Origin of the sequence: Psychrobacter sp. DM8 (assembly GCF_051307025.1) — a bacterium.
In the GTDB taxonomy this organism is placed as follows: Bacteria; Pseudomonadota; Gammaproteobacteria; order Pseudomonadales; family Moraxellaceae; genus Psychrobacter.
Genome location: NZ_CP195538.1, coordinates 610737 through 630192 on the forward strand (window position 1 = coordinate 610737; position 19456 = coordinate 630192).

General features: G+C 43.1%; 19 protein-coding genes. 10 read left to right on the plus strand and 9 right to left on the minus strand.

Translation table 11 applies throughout. The features are described from left to right. Nucleotides 1-16 precede the first annotated feature (16 nt). The 7 genes from trpA to ACR64J_RS02675 all read left to right on the plus strand — a co-directional run bounded on the left by trpA (nucleotide 17) and on the right by ACR64J_RS02675 (nucleotide 8818). Nucleotides 17-841, plus strand: coding sequence for a tryptophan synthase subunit alpha (gene trpA / locus ACR64J_RS02645; protein ID WP_435950339.1), 825 nt, complete (start codon nucleotides 17-19; stop codon nucleotides 839-841). Between the two features lie 286 nt (nucleotides 842-1127). After that, nucleotides 1128-2003, plus strand: coding sequence for an acetyl-CoA carboxylase, carboxyltransferase subunit beta (gene accD / locus ACR64J_RS02650; protein ID WP_435951010.1), 876 nt, complete (start codon nucleotides 1128-1130; stop codon nucleotides 2001-2003). A gap of 192 nt (nucleotides 2004-2195) precedes the next feature. Next, nucleotides 2196-3554: a bifunctional tetrahydrofolate synthase/dihydrofolate synthase gene (folC, locus tag ACR64J_RS02655; protein WP_435950340.1), complete on the plus strand. Its 1359-nt coding sequence runs from the start codon at nucleotides 2196-2198 to the stop codon at nucleotides 3552-3554. Between the two features lie 237 nt (nucleotides 3555-3791). Further along, nucleotides 3792-5021 (plus strand): SPOR and LysM peptidoglycan-binding domain-containing protein, encoded by a 1230-nt coding sequence (locus ACR64J_RS02660; RefSeq protein ID WP_435950341.1) that lies wholly within the window; start codon nucleotides 3792-3794, stop codon nucleotides 5019-5021. A 187-nt stretch (nucleotides 5022-5208) separates the two neighbouring features. Then, nucleotides 5209-5739, plus strand: coding sequence for a DUF2726 domain-containing protein (locus tag ACR64J_RS02665; RefSeq protein WP_435950342.1), 531 nt, complete (start codon nucleotides 5209-5211; stop codon nucleotides 5737-5739). 229 nt (nucleotides 5740-5968) lie between these two features. Beyond that, a complete protein-coding gene (locus tag ACR64J_RS02670; protein ID WP_435950343.1) occupies nucleotides 5969-7429 on the plus strand; it encodes a hypothetical protein in 1461 nt (486 codons plus the stop codon). A gap of 132 nt (nucleotides 7430-7561) precedes the next feature. Then, entirely contained in the window at nucleotides 7562-8818 is a 1257-nt protein-coding gene (locus tag ACR64J_RS02675) for a hypothetical protein (protein ID WP_435950344.1), read from the plus strand. Between the two features lie 16 nt (nucleotides 8819-8834). On the opposite strand, the gene ACR64J_RS02680 is transcribed toward ACR64J_RS02675, so the two are convergent. Further along, entirely contained in the window at nucleotides 8835-9770 is a 936-nt protein-coding gene (locus ACR64J_RS02680) for a DUF1853 family protein (protein ID WP_435950345.1), read from the minus strand. Between the two features lie 162 nt (nucleotides 9771-9932). Between ACR64J_RS02680 and bioA the strand changes: the two genes are divergently transcribed. Next, nucleotides 9933-11267 carry an adenosylmethionine--8-amino-7-oxononanoate transaminase gene (bioA, locus tag ACR64J_RS02685; protein WP_435950346.1) on the plus strand — a complete coding sequence of 445 codons (1335 nt, stop codon included), beginning with the start codon at nucleotides 9933-9935 and terminating at the stop codon, nucleotides 11265-11267. Nucleotides 11268-11303: 36 nt separating this feature from the next. On the opposite strand, the gene ACR64J_RS02690 is transcribed toward bioA, so the two are convergent. Then, nucleotides 11304-12527, minus strand: coding sequence for an 8-amino-7-oxononanoate synthase (locus tag ACR64J_RS02690; protein ID WP_435950347.1), 1224 nt, complete (start codon nucleotides 12525-12527; stop codon nucleotides 11304-11306). A gap of 165 nt (nucleotides 12528-12692) precedes the next feature. On the opposite strand from ACR64J_RS02690, the gene bioD reads away from it, so the two are divergent. Then, a complete protein-coding gene (gene bioD, locus ACR64J_RS02695) occupies nucleotides 12693-13427 on the plus strand; it encodes a dethiobiotin synthase (RefSeq protein WP_435950348.1) in 735 nt (244 codons plus the stop codon). Between the two features lie 90 nt (nucleotides 13428-13517). Beyond that, entirely contained in the window at nucleotides 13518-13820 is a 303-nt protein-coding gene (locus ACR64J_RS02700; protein WP_435950349.1) for a monooxygenase, read from the plus strand. 62 nt (nucleotides 13821-13882) lie between these two features. Here ACR64J_RS02700 and ACR64J_RS02705 read toward each other — a convergent pair whose 3' ends face one another. The 7 genes from ACR64J_RS02705 to ACR64J_RS02735 all read right to left on the minus strand — a co-directional run bounded on the left by ACR64J_RS02705 (nucleotide 13883) and on the right by ACR64J_RS02735 (nucleotide 19285). After that, nucleotides 13883-14722: an IS3 family transposase gene (locus ACR64J_RS02705; RefSeq protein WP_435951011.1), complete on the minus strand. Its 840-nt coding sequence runs from the start codon at nucleotides 14720-14722 to the stop codon at nucleotides 13883-13885. Next, entirely contained in the window at nucleotides 14710-15222 is a 513-nt protein-coding gene (locus ACR64J_RS02710; RefSeq protein ID WP_435949055.1) for a helix-turn-helix domain-containing protein, read from the minus strand. The genes ACR64J_RS02705 and ACR64J_RS02710 overlap by 13 nt, the downstream gene beginning before the upstream one ends. A gap of 110 nt (nucleotides 15223-15332) precedes the next feature. Beyond that, complete coding sequence (locus ACR64J_RS02715; RefSeq protein ID WP_435950350.1) at nucleotides 15333-15518, minus strand: hypothetical protein; 186 nt, start codon at nucleotides 15516-15518, stop codon at nucleotides 15333-15335. A gap of 424 nt (nucleotides 15519-15942) precedes the next feature. After that, a complete protein-coding gene (locus tag ACR64J_RS02720) occupies nucleotides 15943-17007 on the minus strand; it encodes a hypothetical protein (RefSeq protein ID WP_435950351.1) in 1065 nt (354 codons plus the stop codon). A 134-nt stretch (nucleotides 17008-17141) separates the two neighbouring features. Beyond that, nucleotides 17142-17357, minus strand: a complete 216-nt coding sequence (locus ACR64J_RS02725) for a hypothetical protein (protein ID WP_435950352.1) — start codon at nucleotides 17355-17357, stop codon at nucleotides 17142-17144. A 1303-nt stretch (nucleotides 17358-18660) separates the two neighbouring features. Then, nucleotides 18661-18966: an addiction module antidote protein gene (locus ACR64J_RS02730; protein ID WP_435950353.1), complete on the minus strand. Its 306-nt coding sequence runs from the start codon at nucleotides 18964-18966 to the stop codon at nucleotides 18661-18663. Beyond that, the gene (locus tag ACR64J_RS02735) at nucleotides 18953-19285 is read right to left on the minus strand and encodes a type II toxin-antitoxin system RelE/ParE family toxin (RefSeq protein ID WP_435950354.1); all 333 of its coding nucleotides are present in this window, start codon (nucleotides 19283-19285) and stop codon (nucleotides 18953-18955) included. The genes ACR64J_RS02730 and ACR64J_RS02735 overlap by 14 nt, the downstream gene beginning before the upstream one ends. Between the last annotated feature and the right edge of the window lie 171 nt (nucleotides 19286-19456).

The window sequence follows — 19456 nt, forward strand, 5'->3', positions numbered from 1 at the left end:
ATATTTAGAGACCCCTATGACCCGAATTGAAAGCACCTTTGACACCCTAAAATCACAAAACAAAAAAGCCCTCATCCCTTATGTAATGGCAGGCGATCCTAATCCGAGCAACTTTGTCAGCTTGCTTCATGATCTCGTCAAGCATGGCGCAGATATGATAGAAGTGGGTTTGCCGTTCTCTGATCCGATGGCAGATGGCCCAACGGTTGCCTTGGCAGGTGAGCGGGCACTAGCGGCAGGCACGAGTACTCGCGAAGCGCTACAGATGGTAGGTGAGTTTCGTAAGACAAACACGCAAACGCCGATTATCTTAATGGGGTATCTCAATCCTGTTGAGATTATCGGTTATGACAAATTTGTCGCGCTTTGTGAGCAATCAGGCGTTGATGGTATCTTGATGGTCGACTTGCCACCAGCGGAGGCGGGTAGCTTTACTCAGCATCTAACGGATAATGCAATTAACGAGATTTTTTTACTATCGCCCACCACTTTGCCTGAGCGCCGTGAGCAAGTACTGACCCATTGTGGCGGCTATATTTACTATGTCTCGCTCAAAGGGGTGACAGGCTCTGCCACACTTGATACCGATGATGTTGCCACTCAAGTACAAGCGATCAAAGCAGAGACCGATCTACCTGTCTGCGTTGGTTTTGGTATCCGTGACGGCGTTTCCGCCAAAGCGATTGGTGCTCATGCTGATGGTATTATTGTCGGTAGTGCGCTAGTACAGAACTTTGCCGATATAGATGCTAACGACAGTACGGCAGTGGCAGCAGCACAGCAGCGTATTATGACCAAGATGGATGAATTGCGCGCCGCACTCGACAGTCTAAGTGCATGAACGGCTAAATCGTATTAACAATAAATCGGACTCATCGACGTTATTTTGGCTAAAGAACAGCAAACCCGATTGGCTTTGCTAAATTTAGTTTACGTGTGTAAACTAAGCCTGTGCATATATGATTGTCAAGCCTATAACTATCAAAGTTATGATGCTACATGAGGGATTATTGCAACGACACTTAACGATTAGCGGCAAGTTTATGAGTAGACTTGTCAAATAGCCTAGGATAAGGGCCAATACTATGACTGATACGATAGAAAAACCAGATGCTACCAATGATGGTATGACCAAGCCTAGTACGTGGTTTGACAGGCCGGTACCTGGGGTCAAGCATCAATTGACGCCAACGCTTTCTGCGGTAGAGACAGAGCCGTCAACTCAATGCAGCAATTGTCACTCCAAAATTACTAATACCGCGCTGATATTCAACTGCTACGTCTGTCCGCACTGTGAGCATCATTTGACGATGACTGCACGCGAGCGCTTGCAGTGGTTTTTGGAGCAAGTAGACGGTGAGCTTGGGCAGGAATTTACTGCAAAAGACCCCTTACGCTTCGTCGATAGCAAGCCTTATCCTAAGCGTATGGATGAAGCGCAAGCTAAGACTGGGGAGAGTGAAGCATTAATCGTCATGTATGGCAAACTGCGTAATATCGATCTGGTGGCTTGTGCTTTTGACTTTCGTTTTATGGGCGGCTCGATGGGCTCTGTGGTCGGCGATCGCTTTGTACAGGCGGCTGAAAAATCATTGGCAGAGCGTAAATCTTTAGTATGTTTTGCCGCATCTGGCGGCGCACGTATGCAAGAGGGCTTGCTATCGCTCATGCAGATGGCACGTACGGCAGCCGCGATTGAGCGCTTGAGAATCGCGGGCATTCCTTATATTGTAGTATTGACCAATCCAGTCTATGGCGGGGTAACTGCATCTCTTGCTATGCTAGGCGATATTCATCTGGCTGAACCCAAAGCGATGATTGGCTTTGCAGGTAAGCGCGTCATTGAGCAGACGGTGCGCGAGACGCTAGAGGAGCCATTCCAGCGTGCTGAGTTCTTACTTGAGCATGGCGTGGTCGATGAGGTCGTGCACCGTCATCAGATGATAGATACTATCTATCGTTTGCTGGCAAAGATGTGTCACAAGCCTAATGTAGATGCTTAAGCTAAAATATCAGCTGGGTTATACTTATATAGAGATAGCATTTATCGTGCATAGGCGATGAGTGCTATTTTTTTAGGTTTGGTTTTTGGTATCCATGTTATACACTGCCTAGCCAGTTGCTGTAAATCACCGTAAGTCATTTACGGCTGTCTAATTTTGTGTCACCTTATAAAGGTTAATGTAGGTTCTACTATGTCCGTCTCTAGCGCATCCCAGCCCAGTCCAGCCACGCCAGATAGCACCGCCAGTCTCACCGAGTGGCTGAATTATATGCAGCATATTCATGTCTCAGCCATAGACATGGGGCTATCACGGGTACTGCCTGTGGCACAGTATTTAGGCGTTGTACAATCGGCGAAAGACGACGCTTATGTGTTTACTGTCGCTGGCACCAATGGCAAAGGCTCAACGACAGCAGTTATCGCGGCGATGACTCAGGCAGCAGGGTACAAAACCGCGCTGTACCAGTCGCCGCATCTGAGCGTATTTAATGAGCGCGTCCGTATTAATGGCGAGATGGTCAGCGATGAGACTTTGATTGACGCTTTTAATAGTGTTGAGCGCGCCCGCTTGGCTTGTGAGCTGACGTTATCGTTTTTTGAGATGACGACCTTGGCTGCCTTATTGATATTTGCGAACGCGGACTGCGATGTTTGGGTATTAGAGGTCGGACTCGGTGGGCGCTTAGATGTGGTTAATATCATAGACCCAGACTTAGCGGTTATTACCAACATCAGTATCGATCATATCGATTGGCTAGGGGACAATACTGAGGACATTGGCCGCGAAAAAGCAGGCATTTTACGTCAAGGCATCCCTTTAATATATGGTGCATATGAGATGCCAAATAGCGTCAGGAAGCTCATTGATGAGCAGGATATTACTTGCTATCAAGCCGAGCAAGATTTTGGCTATCGCAATCTGGATATCCAAAGATGGCAGTACAGTAATGCCGCTGTCACGCTCGAGCTACCGCGCTCAGCGCTATCACTTACCAATACTGCTAATGCGTTGTCTGCTGTGTTAGCCAGTCCATTAAAAGTCGATAGTGCTGCTATCAAGCAAGCGCTACAAACTGTAAAGTTAGCAGGACGTTTTGATTATCGTACGCTTGACAATCGCCATTGGTTATTTGATGTGGCGCATAACGAGCAAGGCGTTGCGTTTTTGCTCGCGCAATTATTACCGCTTTGGCAACAGCATCTACAAGAGCAAGCACAGAAAACGTCTAGTGCTCAAACCGGCACGATAAAAATGCTGTTTTCTATGCTTGGGGACAAAGATATTGAAGGCGTGGTACAGCAGTTGACGCAAGCTGATTTACCTATTAGTGAGTGGTTTATCGCCGAGATTGACTATCCTCGTGCTGCCAGTACTGAGCAATTAAAGGGCGTTTTGACAGCTTATGCTGATACAGATAGTATAAAGGAGTTTGCAAACCTAGCACAGGCTGTGCAAGCGGTTATTGAGGCGAGTACTGAGCAGGACCTAATTGTTGTTTGCGGCTCTTTTCATACGATAGGGGAGTCGCTCGCTGTTCTAAATAGCTGATAGTGAATAAGTGGTCATAATCATCAAATAGTTTGCTTGGTAGTTCTTGTTTGGCATAGCCTAGTAGCAGACAGCATCAAAAATATACTCTATAATCAAAAAATAGCTAATATAATGTATGCGTTGTTAAAACAGTGACGATTGAGGTCAACAGTGACCGAAATTTGTGCTAACGAATAGCCAGACAAATAGCGACGCTAACGAATCGGACTTAAACCTACTAAGAGACGTAAACGAATGAACTTTTCGAGACAAGCCTTATTGGGCATTGGAATGATTGTAGGCGGTAGCGTCATGCTATACGCTATGGTGCAGCAAGTAGGCGGCGACAATAACCCTGAGCAAACGACCGCTATCGTTGATACCGCAAGCCCTGATACCGTAGCAGTAGCGCCATTGACCACAGATATCGATACTGAAAAACGACTCTTGGCACAAAAGCAAAAAGAGCGCGCCGCTCGCGTCGCTGAGCAAGAGAGGCGCGCTGAGCAGTTCTTAGCCGAGCAAGAAACGGCTGAGAGCCAAGCGCTGGCAAAAGCTCGCGCAGAAAATGAGCGCTACAGAGACAATATCGCTGAATCAGAGAATGATGGGCCAGAACAAGAGCCTGTACAAGAAACCACGCTAGTAACGCCTACTGTGCAACCGCAGACAATAGCTGCAACGAGCGAGGTAGCTTCAACTGATAATCAAGTCGCTATCGCCGCGCAACAGCAACAAGAACGACAAGCGCAAGAAGCTGCTAAGCGTGCCGAGGCGCAAGAAGCCGCCAGACTTGCTCAAGCACAACAACAGGCTAAAGCACAACAACAGGCGCAAACAGACGCCAAAGCTAAACAAAAAGAGCAAGAACAAGCTGCTGCTCGTCAAAAGCAAATAGAAGATAGGGCCGCTGCCGAAAAGGCTAAAAGTGAGCCACCGACATCGCCTACAGATTATAAGGTTAAGCGCGGCGATGGTCTGATTAAGCTGGCTCGTCAATACAATGTCCCCGTTGCCGCTTTAGCACAAGCGAACGACATCGCGCCTTCAACTGACCTACGATTGGGCCAAACCCTGACTATTCCCTCGCGTAAGCAAATCGAGCGCTTGGAGCGTGAAGCCGCCGCTGCCGAACGCTCACGCGAAGAGAAACGTCAAAAAGAAGAAGCACTCGCCAAAAAATCGACTGAGGCCAAACGCGACGCACAACAAAAGCTAAGCGCTGCGCGCCAAACTGTCAAAGAGACAGACGCCAAAGGCAGCTTTGGGGTACAAGTGGCGCTAGCTGGCAATCAAGCCAAGGCGGATGAAGTCGCCAAAAAATTCAAGTCGGCAGGCTATCAAGTCAAAACCAGTGCAACCAGTCGCGGCGTACGCGTCGTCGTTGGTCCTGAGCGCGGTAAGATTGCCGCGTTAGCACTCAAAGACAAGGTCAACAGCGACCCTAAAGTCGACACCACTGGTGCTTGGGTTTTGTATTGGTAAGCATAACTGCATAAGATCATATATTAAGACACGACATTCATTGTCGTGTTTTTTGTTTTGTGAATTGCTGATTTTGAGTGATTTATATACGATGAGCTATATTCTACTCGCACCTTTTTATTTGTTTTTGTACGACTTATCGGCCTATAAAGGTCGCCTAGTCTTTTTTTATTCATAAGGCACAACCATGTCATTTGGTGTTATATTTTTGCTCGCAGCAGTAGGGTTTTTAGGACTGATCATAGTCATTAGACAGCAGTCAACCGCAAAAAGAGTAGATCCAGAACTGCAGCCGGTCCGCGGTGACGATTTGGCTATATGGCCCTTTGCACCTATTCCCATCATGACAGATACCGAAGTTATCTTCTTTAATAAGCTCAAAAACGCCTTGCCTGAGTATCATATTTTTGTACAGGTGCAATTATCGCGTCTTATCGAAGCCAATAGCGAGGAGACCAGCGAGCGTAGCTTTTGGTTTAATCGCATTTGTCGTCAGAGTGTGGACTATGTCATTACAGATATCGATATGCAGACGACGCTTGTGGCTATTGAGCTCGATGACTGGACGCATAGCAGCAAATCGCGGCAAAAAGCCGATGACAAAAAAGACAAAGCGCTGGCTAGTGCAGGTATCGCTATCGTACGTTTTCACGCCGAGCGTATGCCGAGCGCTGATATGCTCAGATATGAGATTATGCAGGTGATTGAGAACTACTAACTATCAGATTGAAATGAGCCGATGACTATTGCAAAGAAAAATTATATTTTCTCAAAAACTTGTAGACTAATCTCACCGTTAGTTGTAATATTCTGGCAACAAATGAGCGAACTTTAGTTTCTTTGTTTCGTTTCTATAAAAATCTTTAAGGTTACTTATAATACGGAATATAAAATAATTTGAATCAGAATAGTCTTTGATAAAGGCGTCTGACATTAAGGATATTGCAATGAAATTTTTTAAACTTTCGGTACTAGCCTTAGCCACTACTTTAGCATTGAGCGCTTGTGGCGATGATAATGATAGCAATACTTCTTCTAATAACGGCTCAGGCACACCAGGTGTTCCCACTCAGCCTCCTGTTGATAATAGTCTGTCTGATCTTGAGCAAGCTAAAGAGATGATACGTACCGCTAAGCTGTTTGTTAGTGATAATCAAGCAGTCACTGAAGCTTATGAGGGTGCCAGTGCCATCATCACTGACCAGCAGGACGATCGGCTTGGCTATGCTTTAGAGGTGCCGAACAATCTTTCTTATTATATGCAAGAGAACAATCTCTCAAGACTAACGGCTGCAAACATTATGGCTTTAGCTAATGATGAAGAGTTTGAAGTCGCTTTAGGTAATATTTCTCTTGAGCCAAAAGCAGGTTTTTTAGCGACCTTAAATGCAGATGGTCAGTTTGCTCTAACCGGAACCACTGAGGTAGAGCTCGAAGAGTATGAGTATGACTACAACTCGCAAACGGGTCAGTTTGATGAAATAGTTATAATCGTGGATACTTTTGACCTAAGTTTCGATGATTATCAAAATGCCTTGAGCTCAAACACTAATACTGACAATTTTAAGGGTAGTCTTGGTTTTAATAGTATTAAAATTGGTACTGGCAAAGAAGCTATACTATTGAGTTCAACGACCAAAGGCGCCACAGTCAATGGCCAGTTCAGCGAAAAAGTCACTTTCAATGACGAGTTTGATTTTGATGAAGCCAATGCAGCAGGCGTCACTCTCGAAAAAGGCGTCATTACTTTAGGTAAGCTAAAATTAGAAGCCAATGATAGCGTGATCGAAGCGAGAAACTTTGCTATTGAAGTCATGGACATTAGCAAAGAGCTTGCCGACGGTACCTTAGCAGTACGCACTATACCTTACAAGATCGATTTAACTGGTCAGATGATTAAGGAAAATCCAGCAACTAATGTAACGCTTACCCTGAATGCTCTTGCTGATGCCGATGATATCAAGAAGTTTATCACTGTGGATAGTACGGGTAATATTGTAGAGAGTGCTAGCAATTTTGTAGGTATGAAAGTATTACTAGCTATCAAAGGCGATGTCACCAAAAATGATAAATTAACGATTCCACTTGACTTCCAAGCCCAGCTTGAGCGTACGGCTCGCAATGCTGTTGAGCTTAAAGGCCTAACTGCCAGCGTGAAGGGTAAGACTCTATTTGTTACTGGAAAATCGACTTTGAACAATGACTACGACGTCGTCAGCACTCAGTTTATCATTAAGCAAAATAATGCCTCTATCACTCTAAATGTCGATGAGGATAGTGATTTTATTACCGATAGTAATGGTAAGCTTGGTGATATCATCGTTAATGGTAAAGACTTGGGTGATCTGATGGACAATGACGGTAAGATTACGGCTAAGTTTACCGATAACAGCTTAATTGTTTTATAAGATTATAGATTCAACATGATCCCTCAAGGGTTTTGAAATCTATAAAATGATTGAAGATATAAAAAGAGACAGTAAGGCCTGTCTCTTTTTTTTGCTCTCCAAATTCTATCGCTTGTCATCTATGGAACGTCCATGATCTCCTCAAGACTACTTATAGCTGTACGTACAACTTGGCAACCATTAACTCGTTATCGACTCGATAGTTCTATTACTTCTATGACATTGATATGCTTAGGGTCGAGCTTATCTATATCTGCTATCGCGCAAGAATCTAGTCTTTCAGAGAGTAGAGCGCCAACTTTTCTGTCCGCCAATATTTTTGCTAGCCAAATACCAACGCAAACACCCAAAGTAGAGTTTGAGGTTATGGCAACAGCAGATAGCCCTGCTCAGCCTATCGCCGCTTTTATCGATGATTGGGATGCGCCTTTAGAGTCAGGTGAGCATGCTTATGTACAAGGACGGATGGGGCTTAATGTACAACCTGCCAACAGCGCTATTAGCTATGGGTTAGCTTGGCGCTATGATTATCTGATGGAGTTTAGTGAGGAGACGGCAGAAGTCTACTGGCAGTACGAGAACAAGCAAAACCCAACCGCAAGTAAATCTTATCCGCTATTTTTGGAGGCTAAGCATAACGAAAGAGTAGGGGCCAATATTGGTTTTACCCAGTCTATAGCTTCTGATTGGCACTTAACGACTCAAGCTAATATTTGGCAAGGATTACATGCTTTAGATGGTAAGGTTACCGGGAGTTTGAGCAATCGGGTTTTAGCAGATAGTGAGCTCAATAATATTCGAGATACTATTGATAAAGCGGATGCTTATCTTTATTACTACTACGACGAGCCAGCGCTAGGGGAGGAGAATCTAGGCTGGAATCCTGATAATCCTTCAGGTTACGGTTACTCAATTGATTTGAATCTAACCGGTAAGCTCTCAGATAAGACGCAGTTAAATATTCGCGGATATGATGTCCTTGGACGTATGCGCTGGAAGGAGATGCCGAGCACTCGCTATGCGCTTGATTATGATGTTAATGGACGACCGCTATATAGTCTGGAAGGTCAGCTTGAGACGAAGGATGTCACGCAGACGCTACCTTGGCGGGTTGAGGGTAGTCTTATGCATCAACTAGATAATAATTGGCAGCTTGGCGCACATGGACAAGCCAATGAGGTGCAAGACTTATATCAACTCTCAGCGAGTTATCTGCTCAATAATAATCGCTCCCCCTTTATACTTACCGCATTAATTGAGCCGCAGACGCAAGCTATGGGACTGGCGTTAGACAGTCAGTACGGCGGTATAAAAGTGCTGACTGATGACTTAGATTCTGAAAAAGCTAAGCGTAGTGAAATCAGCTTATATGGTCGCTACGCTTGGTAACGGCTCTTAATTTAGTTTAGCTAATAATGACAGGCGGATAAATCACTAATGGACAATCTTGGGCAAAATATAACCCAGCTTTAGGTTTTTTGTTCTCTAGGCAAGTGGCTAGAGGTTGACGAGCATCATAAAAGTCGCGTTTAGTGAACCATTCGATATAGTGCGCTTGCCGCAAACGGCTAGTATTAAGCTTAGCAAGACTAGTCTCATCGTTTATATCACACCACTCATGCATAGGAAAGGTAGGCTCTAACCAGTCTGGATAGACAAAACCAGTCGTGCCCATTGGCAAAAAAAAGCGCCCCTTAATCACCCCATAACGCTTATCGATTTTGACGCGACCATGCGCCTCGGTATCGACCAAAACCACTCTAAACTGTTTGGTCTGCATATAAGTCATCTTACGCTGTAGATTATCATTGGAGTTGATACCGACCCAGTGCTCAGGGGTAAACGGCGACGCACCCATAAAAAACTTAATCGCCAGCTCCCAATGCTCAGTTAACCCCTTCTCATGGTTATATAGAATTAAATCCAGTTCACCAACGGTCTGCTTGCCATTATATAGCTGCACGTTATTGGCGAGTGTCTCATACGGATGCAATCCACGCGCAAAGCCGTCTTCTAACCAAAATGATAACAAACCCTCAAAGTGAAAGCCCAAACGATTGGGACTTGGCCGACTAAGTAGATAACGGGTCAAATCTTGATAGGCGTGAGTACTATCAAGCTCATCCAAACGCTGACGATAAGCGTCAAATTGCGCCAGCCAAAACTCACTGGGATGGACTTCGACTTCATGAGTGCTTTGATGCGGTGCAAAATCAAGCCATTGAGTCAGCACATTAGGGCAGGCGAGTACAAACGCTAGATCGCGTACGTAAGGACGGTGATAAGCTTCCCATGGGGCATAGCTTGAATGACAAGAAAGCTCAGAGGTAATTTCGGGCATAGTAAGACTAATAATGGAATAGAGGATAAGCTATTTACCCTAACGGCTTGGGGGCTAAAAGTCTATAGAGCAATTCCCTGTTTTAGTAAGGGGCTGCGTATAGCTTTTATAAGCAGTTACCGCTATATTGTGATAACCCTTTTACAAGCGATTGATGGATTTATGAGCGATAATTTACATACTATAGATGAAACGCCAACTTATGCTGAGGATACGGACGCGTTTGATCATCATCATCTTTGGCACCCCTATACCTCGCTGCCACCTGCTTATCCCAATCTGGTCATCGAGCGCTGTGATGCGGTCTATCTGTATACAAAGTCGGGCGAACCCCTCATAGATGGTATGTCATCGTGGTGGGCCTGTACTCATGGCTATAATCATCCTGCACTCAATCAGGCCATCAGCGAGCAATTGCAAAAGATGTCTCATGTCATGTTCGGTGGTCTTACCCATCAGCCCGCTATCGATTTAGGTAAAAAACTGCTCTCTATCGTCCCTAATGGTCTTGATGCTATTTTTTATGCAGACAGCGGTAGCATCGCCGTTGAAGTGTCATTAAAAATGGCCATGCAATATCAGCTCGCTAAGGACAAACCCGAGAAAAATAAAATCGCTACCACCCGTTCTGGATACTATGGTGATACTTGGCATGCCATGAGCATCTGCGATCCTGTTGGCGGCATGCACAGCATCTATGGCAATCAACTACCGGTACAGTTATTCACAGACAAGCCTATTGATGGCTTTAACAGTGAGATACCAGAGAGTGCGCGCGCGCAGCTGACTGAGTTCTTTGAGACGAATCATACTCATATGGCCGCTTTTATCGTTGAGCCTATCGTGCAAGGTGCTGGCGGCATGCGTTTTTATAGTCCGCAGTATTTACAACTGATACGTCAGTTGTGCAGTCACTACGATGTGCTGATGATAGCTGATGAGATCGCCACAGGGTTTGGGCGTACGGGTAAAATGTTTGCCTGTGAGCATGCGCATATCTCACCAGATATTATGACCATAGGCAAAGCCCTAACCGGCGGTTATATGACGTTTGCAGCGACCCTATGCCAGCGTGATGTCGCTGATACCATTGCGGGTAGTCCTTATGCAGCCTTGATGCATGGTCCGACCTTTATGGGCAATCCGCTAGCGTGCTCAGTAGCTATTGCCTCACTAAATTTAGTCATTGAGAACGACTATCCTGCTCGAGCTAGAGAAATAGAGGAATATCTACAAGCGCAGCTCGCTGCAATCAAAGACTATCCTCAAGTAGCCGATGTACGTACCCTAGGCGCTATAGGCGTGATTGAACTTAATAACAATGTGGACATGCCTACTTTTCAAAAACTGCTCATTACGAATCGAATTTGGGTCAGACCCTTTGGCAAACTGATTTATATCATGCCGCCGATCATCATGACCCAAGCAGAAGTCACCACACTATGTGATCGATTAAAAGCCGTGATTAACCAGTACTTATCTATAAGTAGTGACTAGGATCTTTTGTTCACAGCAAAAAACAACTTCAGTATTTTATAAGAGCGATATTAAATGGTCACAGTCCTCTGTTGTGAGATTAGCATTCATAACCAGTCGAATGCGCGCTGTGCCTACAGGGACGGTAGGTGGGCGGATTGGCAGTACATAGAACCCAGCGTCCCGCAACTGCTTGGCCTTATTTATCGCACTCTCGTTGCTCCCAAGCACATAAGGGATAATAGGCGATTGATAGCTGCTAATCGAGCTACTACTTGTAGACTCAATAGCGTCTCGCACTTGCGTCGATAACTGCGCTAGGTGCGTACGCAAATGGTGAAGCGAAGGCATCTTCTCTACGATAAAGCGGGTCCAACTATGCATAATGGGGGGCAGTGCGGTGCTAAAGATAAAGGAGCGCATTTGGTTGATTAACCACTCTCTCACCTTTTCATCACATATAATATAAGCGCCTATTGAAGCAAAGGCCTTGCCAAAAGTGCCGACGAGATAATCTATGTCCTCTAAGGTTTGCGTCTCTTCGCTCAAACCCAGTCCATTTTGACCTAAGACGCCGACGGCATGCGCTTCATCGACATAGAGTTCAATTCGGGGATCGCCCGCTTTGAGTTTGACCAAGGCCTTTAAGTCCGCGCGATCGCCATCCATACTAAAGACACTTTCGGTGACGATGATAATGCGTTCAACAGACTTATCTAAGCTGTCAATAATAGCTTTCAGATGCGCTAAATCATTGTGACGATAGCGCTTATAAGTGCACTGCTTGCTACGGATAAGACGGATACCATCTATCATACTTGCGTGTATCAAGTCGTCTGATAGTATACAAGTCTCAAGGGGCAGTTTGGCAAGCGCAGGCAGAATCCCAATATTGGCGTGATAGCCACTGTTAAGCACCAAAACTGATTTTGTTGAGGTTTGACGCTCATCATCTGATAAAGCAAGGTGATACCAGTTTAATAAATCTGCTTCTAGTAGTGGCAACTGCTCGTGATTACCCGTCAGCAAACGTGAGGAGGTCGAGCCCATTTTGGGTAGCTGTGAAGCAGGAAGCGCTTGCAGCTGAGCCAAAAACTCGCTCTGCAAGCTAGTGTCATTGCCTAAACCTAAGTAATCATTGCTAGAGATATTTAGCAGGGATTGATTATCAGCGATGATGCACTGATCTTGATGCTTAATGTTAGGAAGTTGTCGATATTGATCGTTAGCACGGAGCATATCTAAATGATCGTTGACGCGGGCGCGCGTGGGTCCTGTCATAACAGCAATCCTACATTAATTTAAAGGTTATTTGATGCTTTTAGTATTAGCATCAGTAGTCACTAGATTTTGGCTACTACAATGATGCCGCTAGTCATTCTAACGGTATATTGTCATCAATAAAACGCTAAAATTTTATACGCTTTAAAATAAGGATTAATAACTATGACGGTACTATTCATCGGTGGTATAGATACCGATATTGGCAAAACAGTAGCGACAGGGCAGTTGGCCAAAGCTCTGCATCAGCAAGGGCACAAGGTCATCACGCAAAAGCTTGTGCAAACAGGATGCTCTGATATTGCAGAGGATATCGTCGCTCATAGAGATATGATGGGTATCTCTCTACAGTCAGTAGATAAGGAGGGAACGAGTTGTCCTTACGTCTTTAGCAAGCCTGCCTCGCCGCACTTATCATCCGCGCTTGAGCATAGGGTGATTGAACCTAAGCTTATCACAGCATCGACCAATGCACTGCTAAAGGATTATGATATCGTACTGTTAGAGGGTGCTGGCGGGCTTATGGTGCCTATTACCGATACGTTACTAACCCTAGATTATATCGCCGAGCAGGGTTATCCTGTTGTCTTAGTTAGCTCGGGTAGACTTGGCAGTATTAACCATACGTTACTCAGCATTGAGTCCATAAAAAGCCGCTCATTGACCCTACATGCGCTGATATATAATCAGTGGCAGCCTGACTCAAGCTATCCAAAAGATAATGAGATTGTCGATAGTACCAGACAGTATTTATATAATTATTTGCAAGCTAACCATCCGCAAAGCTACTGGGTGGATTTACCGGATAGCTCATCCGATCTACATGCCCAAACAGCCGATACGGACTTCAAAGCTGATACAGACTTTTCACTCGCAAACTACGCGCAAGTATTTAAATAGAGTGCTATAACGCTATCGTCCTTTTATATGGTTTAGCATGCTTTATGATAGAGTAATAAGCTTGAGCATCAACAAGTAATGGAGCGAATTATGCAATACCTTTTACAAATGGATTTTCCGTACAGTGGTCCTTTTGGTGACGAGTTTTATACGCAAATGAAGGACTTGGCTAGCGATATCGCGACCGAGAGTGGTCTGGTCTATAAGCTGTGGACAGAAAACGCAGACACGCAGGAGGCGGGCGGAATATATGTGTTTGATAATTTAGAGGACGCTAATAGATACCTTACCAAGCATACCGAGCGCTTAGAGTCGTTTGGGATTACTGGTATTCGGGCTAAGACTTTTATTATCAATAAGGAGTTGAGCGCTATTACTAAGGCTTCTGTTTGATAGTTAATTTATATAAGTAAAGCCAGCTCTGAACTGACCCCCGAAACTTGGACGGTTTAAGTTTATAACAAGGACTGAGTTCTGTACTGTACAGGGCTTAGTCCTTTTAGTTTTAGCTGAATACGCTCATGATTGTAATAGTGAATATACTCATGAATCTGTTTCTCTAACGCTTCAATAGTTTCTGGTTTCTCAATATAAATCGTCTCACACTTAAGCGTACCGAAGAAGCCTTCCATCAATGCATTGTCCAAGCAATTGCCCTTACTGCTCATACTTTGCTTAATATGATTCGCTTTAAGCGACTTTGCAAACGGCTTCATCTGATAATGCCAGCCTTGATCTGAATGCAGTGTCAACTCCTCCTTGCGTTTTTTAGGTATACCTTTAAGCGCACCATCTAGCATCTGTTTCACTAAGTCATATACCGGTCGTCTTGAGAGCGTATAACTGATGATCTCATTGTTATAGCAATCTAGTATAGGAGACAGATACAACTTATCACCGCCCACTTTAAACTCAGTAATGTCAGTAAACCATCTGCGATTAGGCGCACTCGCCCTGAACTTGCGCTTGACTCTATTCTTAGCTATGACGCCGCACTGTCCTTTGTAGGATCGATACTTTTGCCTTCTGATTCTGGCAGTCAGCTTAAGCTGTCCCATGAGCCTGGCAATCAGTTTATGGTTATGAATTAAACCCTCATTCTTGAGTGCTTGGGTGATTCGACGGTAGCCATACCGACCTTTATGGTGATGATAGATATCACTGATACGCTGTTTGAGATCGGCGTATTTATCTTCACTCCAAAGCTGTGCTCTATGATAGTAGAAACTACTCCTTGCAAGCTTTGCTATGGTCAGTAAGTCAGATAACGCATATTGCTGCCTTAGTCCTTCGATGAGCCTTGCTTTATCGCGGCTTGTTTCCTTTCCTTGAGCAAGGCATCGAGCTTTTTTAGATAGGCGTTCTCCGCTCGTAAATACTCATTCTCACGCTTGAGCTCTGCTAAGGTCTTTTCATTATCAGGTTTGTCTGTGATAGGAGATGCCATAGTACTACCTTTATATTTGGATATGAGTCCAGACATACCGTAGAGGCGGTAGGCTTTATGCCAGTGGCTAATAAGTGCAGGTGAGCTGATAGTAAACCTAAGGGCAGTTTCAGATTGACTTAGTCCTTCTGCTAACATTACAGCGAGCACTTTATACTTAAACTCACTATTGTATTTAGTTTTACTGGTCTTAGGTTTAATGGCGTCTATACCGCCATGTTGATATTGTTCAGTCCATTTGCTGACAAACCTTGGATTTACAGAAAACTTTTCACCTGTCGCACTGCTACTATGTCCTTGTTTGTAGTATGCAATGACTTTGATCTTAAAGTCTAGATCGTAACGCATAAAATAACCCCCATAAGTGGTGTCCAACTTATGGGGGTCAGTTCACTCTTAGACTTAAGGGCTGGCTTTTTTTGTGTTTGAGGAAAAATACTATCTTAGGCTTAATAAAGTTATGGTTGAGCATGAAGGTTGACGTTTGCCTTGCTAACAGTGACTTCGTGAGTTTTAATACTGTCACCTTCCTTCATTTGCTGCACACTGGCTAGCAATAAATCACCAAGCTCATCACCAGTAAATTTGTGAGTAATAATGTCGATATTGTCTAAATTGATAGTATTTTGATTATTAGTGTTCATTTTATAATCTCAGACTAGTTATATCACACTGTAGCATAATAATAGTCAGCCACTGATATCTATAGCTGACTTTCTTATTAGGTTCTCTATACTTAGAATATGATATTAATCACGTAAAAGTTAAGCTGAATATCAGGCGAATTCGATAGCAAAGGTACTAGAATCACTAGCAAAAACTTTAATATGGTAAATGACCATTTTGGTGGTTTGTCGAATGGTTTTTTAGTTGGTGAGGTTGGATGGTTTGTGTTATCAATAAAAGCGATAACAGGGTTTTTTTGCTTTGTCATTTTTACATCTCCATGTCAGCCGTAACGGTGTGCTACGGCTTTCAACATGGTTCTATGGTATGTGGTGGGGTAGTCTAAGAAAATTCTCTTAACCTATGTTTATATAGATTAACTTAGGTTGAGATATATTTAAATTATGATTGTGGTCTGCCAGCCTCACTAGCATATTGGGGTATAGAGCTAAGCCAGTTCTTCAAAGTAGATTTTCTTTCAGGAAGCATTTCACCGTGTCCCGTATCAATTAGATAACTCCAAACAAGTTCACACATTTCACCAATTCTTATTTTTTTATCATGGTCTTTTGACCACAAATACTGTGCATGTGCATCAGCAATCATTCTAGCTTTCAATAGCCTTGGGCTAACTCCCTTTTTCTTGAATAATATTTCTGTTTTTTCTACTGCAGGTTTGTTTTCAATAATGAGACTTTCCAATAGCTCTAAATCTTTGTGCAAAATCAAAACATCATCAGACGTTGCTTCTAGGTTGAGTGCATACGTTTCTTTGTTGTTAAAGGTACTATTAACCCCTTCGTAATAATCTATCTGATAATCTTCTAGATGGTAGTAATCTAATACCTTCATATTAATTCTTGATAGTGCTTTTTCAAGTCCGTACTCTTCGATGCTCTCTTTAGGTAGTATCGGCTGATAACTACTTTCTCTCACTTTTATTTTATCAAATTGGTAGTCTTCACCTCGATATGTACTAGGTCTGTCACTAGGCAAAAGAAACTCTTCTACATCTTTTGGGTTAGCGTTTAGTCTATTGTGTGGTAACAAGCCCTCAATATCTGCCCATTCGTCACTAATTTCAGTTCGTCCCAATAGAAGTAAGTTACTAATCATTCTGTGGCTTAGCTGAATAAAAACGCCTAATTCCTTGCAAGTTAACGAAGGCTTTACATCGCAAAAAAATAAATATAGATCTATTTGTGTTGTATAGGTTTGATAATCTTCACTGTTTTTGTCTAATTCATCTAAAAAGTCTAACTTGTCTTCATCAAGATAGTGACTTCCCATCAAATAAAACCCTCTACCATAAATATAAGCGTCTAAATCAAACTCATAAATTCTTTTAAGTAATTTTTTTGGCGTTATGTTATCGGTTTCAAACTTTCTATTTAAATAGTCACAAGCTTCATGCAAACTATAATATTCTGCAGTATCAAAGCTTAACGCTATATCGGTATTGCTCACAACTTACACTCCTACACCATCAAATCAAAATAGACGCAAGGCAATGACGGCGACAGGGTATGAATAGATGTCGTTAATCCAAGTCTTGCATAGTCCTTACGGCATTCTTTTGTTACTAATGACCTTCAAATGTATCAGTAATCCACTGATTTAGGCTCAATACCGTTTTCTTGACAGACGTTCAAAAAGGTTTGTAAAGACTGTTCGCCTTCGTTTTCTAGTGCCTGAACACTGTCACCATAAAAGTCAGCACCGCCATTAAGTCCGACAAATTCACCTCGAAATAAACCTAGCTCAGGGTTATATTTGATAATAGCTTTGTGGTCATGAATCATCATGATATTTTGCATGATTATTCCTTTTAATCAATTGGTTTTACCTTTGACTAAGTTTAAACTATTTTTTTCTTATGAAACCATAAACTAATAAAATTTTGCCCACAAAAAAAGCCAATCATTTAAAACAATGATTGGCTTTTCTGTCTAACTACTATATTTGGTCGGAACGGCAGGAAGTAAAGTATTGGCTGTAAGCATTGGTACTAAAGGATTTATGTTTTATGGAAATAAAATATACCGCAAAATATACCGCATTATGCAAAAGTCACTTAGCTTTTAGCCCTCATTTGGCTGTAAAAAGTAAAGATAACAGACGATAGGTTATGGTTATTAGGGTCATCATTATTATCAACATGCTAGCAACTTAGGCGTACTTTTTTATACTTGCACTTTGTTTGCATGGGGTTAAATTGCTAATGACTGCACGCGCGTGATTAATAGCATTTTAAGCCGTGCAAAATAGGTGCAAATATCGCGCATATGTATTGCGTTTTCTTTGCATCACCTCACATTTAGATACCCTCAATTTGAGGATAACCACCATTGGCGAGTGTGCTAAATAGATGCGCTCAATCTTGGGCGTATCTCGTCACTTACTGAGTAAACGCTTATGCAAAGGTCGCGCTTATCTTAAGCGTATCTCTTGCACTTTCTTTGCATACATCGTGCATCATTGGTTGTGATTGTCTAAATATAGGCAATTTATAGCTGCGTTTATGATGCGTGTTTTGTGCGTTTTATTGCGTATGGGGTCTTATCTAATTCCCACAGTTGGTGTTTATTTCATTCGCGCCATTGGCAATCATGCCAGCTTATAGCGCATCTTGTCTGCTCCAGTAGTGCAATTATTGGCACCAAAAGCCACTGCATCAGCTCGCACTTACTCGCAAAACTAGATAGAACCAATTTTGGGTTTATCTCAAGCCAGCCTCTTAAGTATATTACTGCAATTTGCTGATACTAAAATCGACTTGCAACTTTCTTTCATGGGGTTGTTTTGCTAAACGCTCTTGGTGCGTAATATTCGCACCTTGAGAGTGGTATTAATGTGCGCCTTTCGTCTTTTAATCAGGTACAAAAAAAGGCATACGCTAGACGTACACCTTTTGGTATTGGCTTAGGTTCACCCATTGGGTGAGGGTGTCCTATCAAGCTCGGATTGCCCAGTGTTATCTCTCGGCTGTAGTCTGCCTAACTCAATAGACTGGCTTAAGCATCTAGCTTTGTCATTGATGACTTGCTGTCTATCGGCTGGCATGGCTGCTAGGTAGTCGTCTAGTTTGGTGAAGTTTGTCATTGGCTATCCTCTAACCACTTAAGCCTCTACAAAAGGTTCGGTTTTAGGGGTTAAAGTGACTTGTAAGCCCATGCCGTCAATGATTTTCATCATAGTGTCAAAACGGGGCTTTTCGGACTGCAAGGTTTTATAAAGACTTTCGCGTCTTATGCCTGTCTTTTCTGCCAACTCATTCATGCCTTTTGCGCGTGCAACATCGTTTAATGCTTGGATAAAGTCACTAGATGCGCCATCGCTCAATGCTTCATTCAAGTAAGCATTAACAAGGGTTTCATCTGTTAGGTACTCTGCTACATCAAAACGACTGATTTTAGTATCGGTCATGGGGGTACTCCTCTGTTTCATTCTTTACTTGTTGCCATAGTGTACAAGCCTTATCAATGTCGCTTGCTTGGCTGTCTTTGCTGCCTCCTATCAATAATAGATAGAGGGTATCGCCTTGCTTGGCATAATAAACGCGGTAACCGTTGCCCTTAAATATTCGCATCTCATAGATACCGTTTGTGTTGGCTAAGGGCTTATAGTCACCAAAATTGCCACCTTGTGCTCGCTTGATACGTGCCAATATGCCAACTTTACCCAATGGGTCTTTGAGCTTATGAAGCCAGCGTCTAAATTGTTCGGTTTGGTTAATATCAATCATGGGGGTAAATTATTAGAAAACTTATAATTGATTGTAAACTTTTGGATAATAGATAACAAGTTACGATTGTATGTGGCACATATATAGAGTTAGTCAAAACAAAAAAGGCAGACGATAAACGCCTACCTTTGATTATTTTTGCTGTACCTTAGTTTTTTGCATGGGACAAGC

What these genes read in the sequence shown, in the direction of transcription:
- folC (WP_435950340.1), top strand. Translation starts at nt 2,196, where the DNA reads ATGTCCGTCTCTAGCGCATCCCAGCCCAGTCCAGCCACGCCAGATAGC.
- ACR64J_RS02675 (WP_435950344.1), top strand. Translation starts at nt 7,562, where the DNA reads ATGATCTCCTCAAGACTACTTATAGCTGTACGTACAACTTGGCAACCA.
- ACR64J_RS02715 (WP_435950350.1), bottom strand. Translation starts at nt 15,518, where the DNA reads ATGAACACTAATAATCAAAATACTATCAATTTAGACAATATCGACATT.
- ACR64J_RS02660 (WP_435950341.1), top strand. Translation starts at nt 3,792, where the DNA reads ATGAACTTTTCGAGACAAGCCTTATTGGGCATTGGAATGATTGTAGGC.
- ACR64J_RS02700 (WP_435950349.1), top strand. Translation starts at nt 13,518, where the DNA reads ATGCAATACCTTTTACAAATGGATTTTCCGTACAGTGGTCCTTTTGGT.
- trpA (WP_435950339.1), top strand. Translation starts at nt 17, where the DNA reads ATGACCCGAATTGAAAGCACCTTTGACACCCTAAAATCACAAAACAAA.
- ACR64J_RS02680 (WP_435950345.1), bottom strand. Translation starts at nt 9,770, where the DNA reads ATGCCCGAAATTACCTCTGAGCTTTCTTGTCATTCAAGCTATGCCCCA.
- ACR64J_RS02710 (WP_435949055.1), bottom strand. Translation starts at nt 15,222, where the DNA reads ATGCGTTACGATCTAGACTTTAAGATCAAAGTCATTGCATACTACAAA.
- ACR64J_RS02665 (WP_435950342.1), top strand. Translation starts at nt 5,209, where the DNA reads ATGTCATTTGGTGTTATATTTTTGCTCGCAGCAGTAGGGTTTTTAGGA.
- ACR64J_RS02730 (WP_435950353.1), bottom strand. Translation starts at nt 18,966, where the DNA reads ATGACCGATACTAAAATCAGTCGTTTTGATGTAGCAGAGTACCTAACA.
- bioD (WP_435950348.1), top strand. Translation starts at nt 12,693, where the DNA reads ATGACGGTACTATTCATCGGTGGTATAGATACCGATATTGGCAAAACA.
- ACR64J_RS02690 (WP_435950347.1), bottom strand. Translation starts at nt 12,527, where the DNA reads ATGACAGGACCCACGCGCGCCCGCGTCAACGATCATTTAGATATGCTC.
- ACR64J_RS02670 (WP_435950343.1), top strand. Translation starts at nt 5,969, where the DNA reads ATGAAATTTTTTAAACTTTCGGTACTAGCCTTAGCCACTACTTTAGCA.
- ACR64J_RS02725 (WP_435950352.1), bottom strand. Translation starts at nt 17,357, where the DNA reads ATGCAAAATATCATGATGATTCATGACCACAAAGCTATTATCAAATAT.
- ACR64J_RS02735 (WP_435950354.1), bottom strand. Translation starts at nt 19,285, where the DNA reads ATGATTGATATTAACCAAACCGAACAATTTAGACGCTGGCTTCATAAG.
- bioA (WP_435950346.1), top strand. Translation starts at nt 9,933, where the DNA reads ATGAGCGATAATTTACATACTATAGATGAAACGCCAACTTATGCTGAG.
- accD (WP_435951010.1), top strand. Translation starts at nt 1,128, where the DNA reads ATGACCAAGCCTAGTACGTGGTTTGACAGGCCGGTACCTGGGGTCAAG.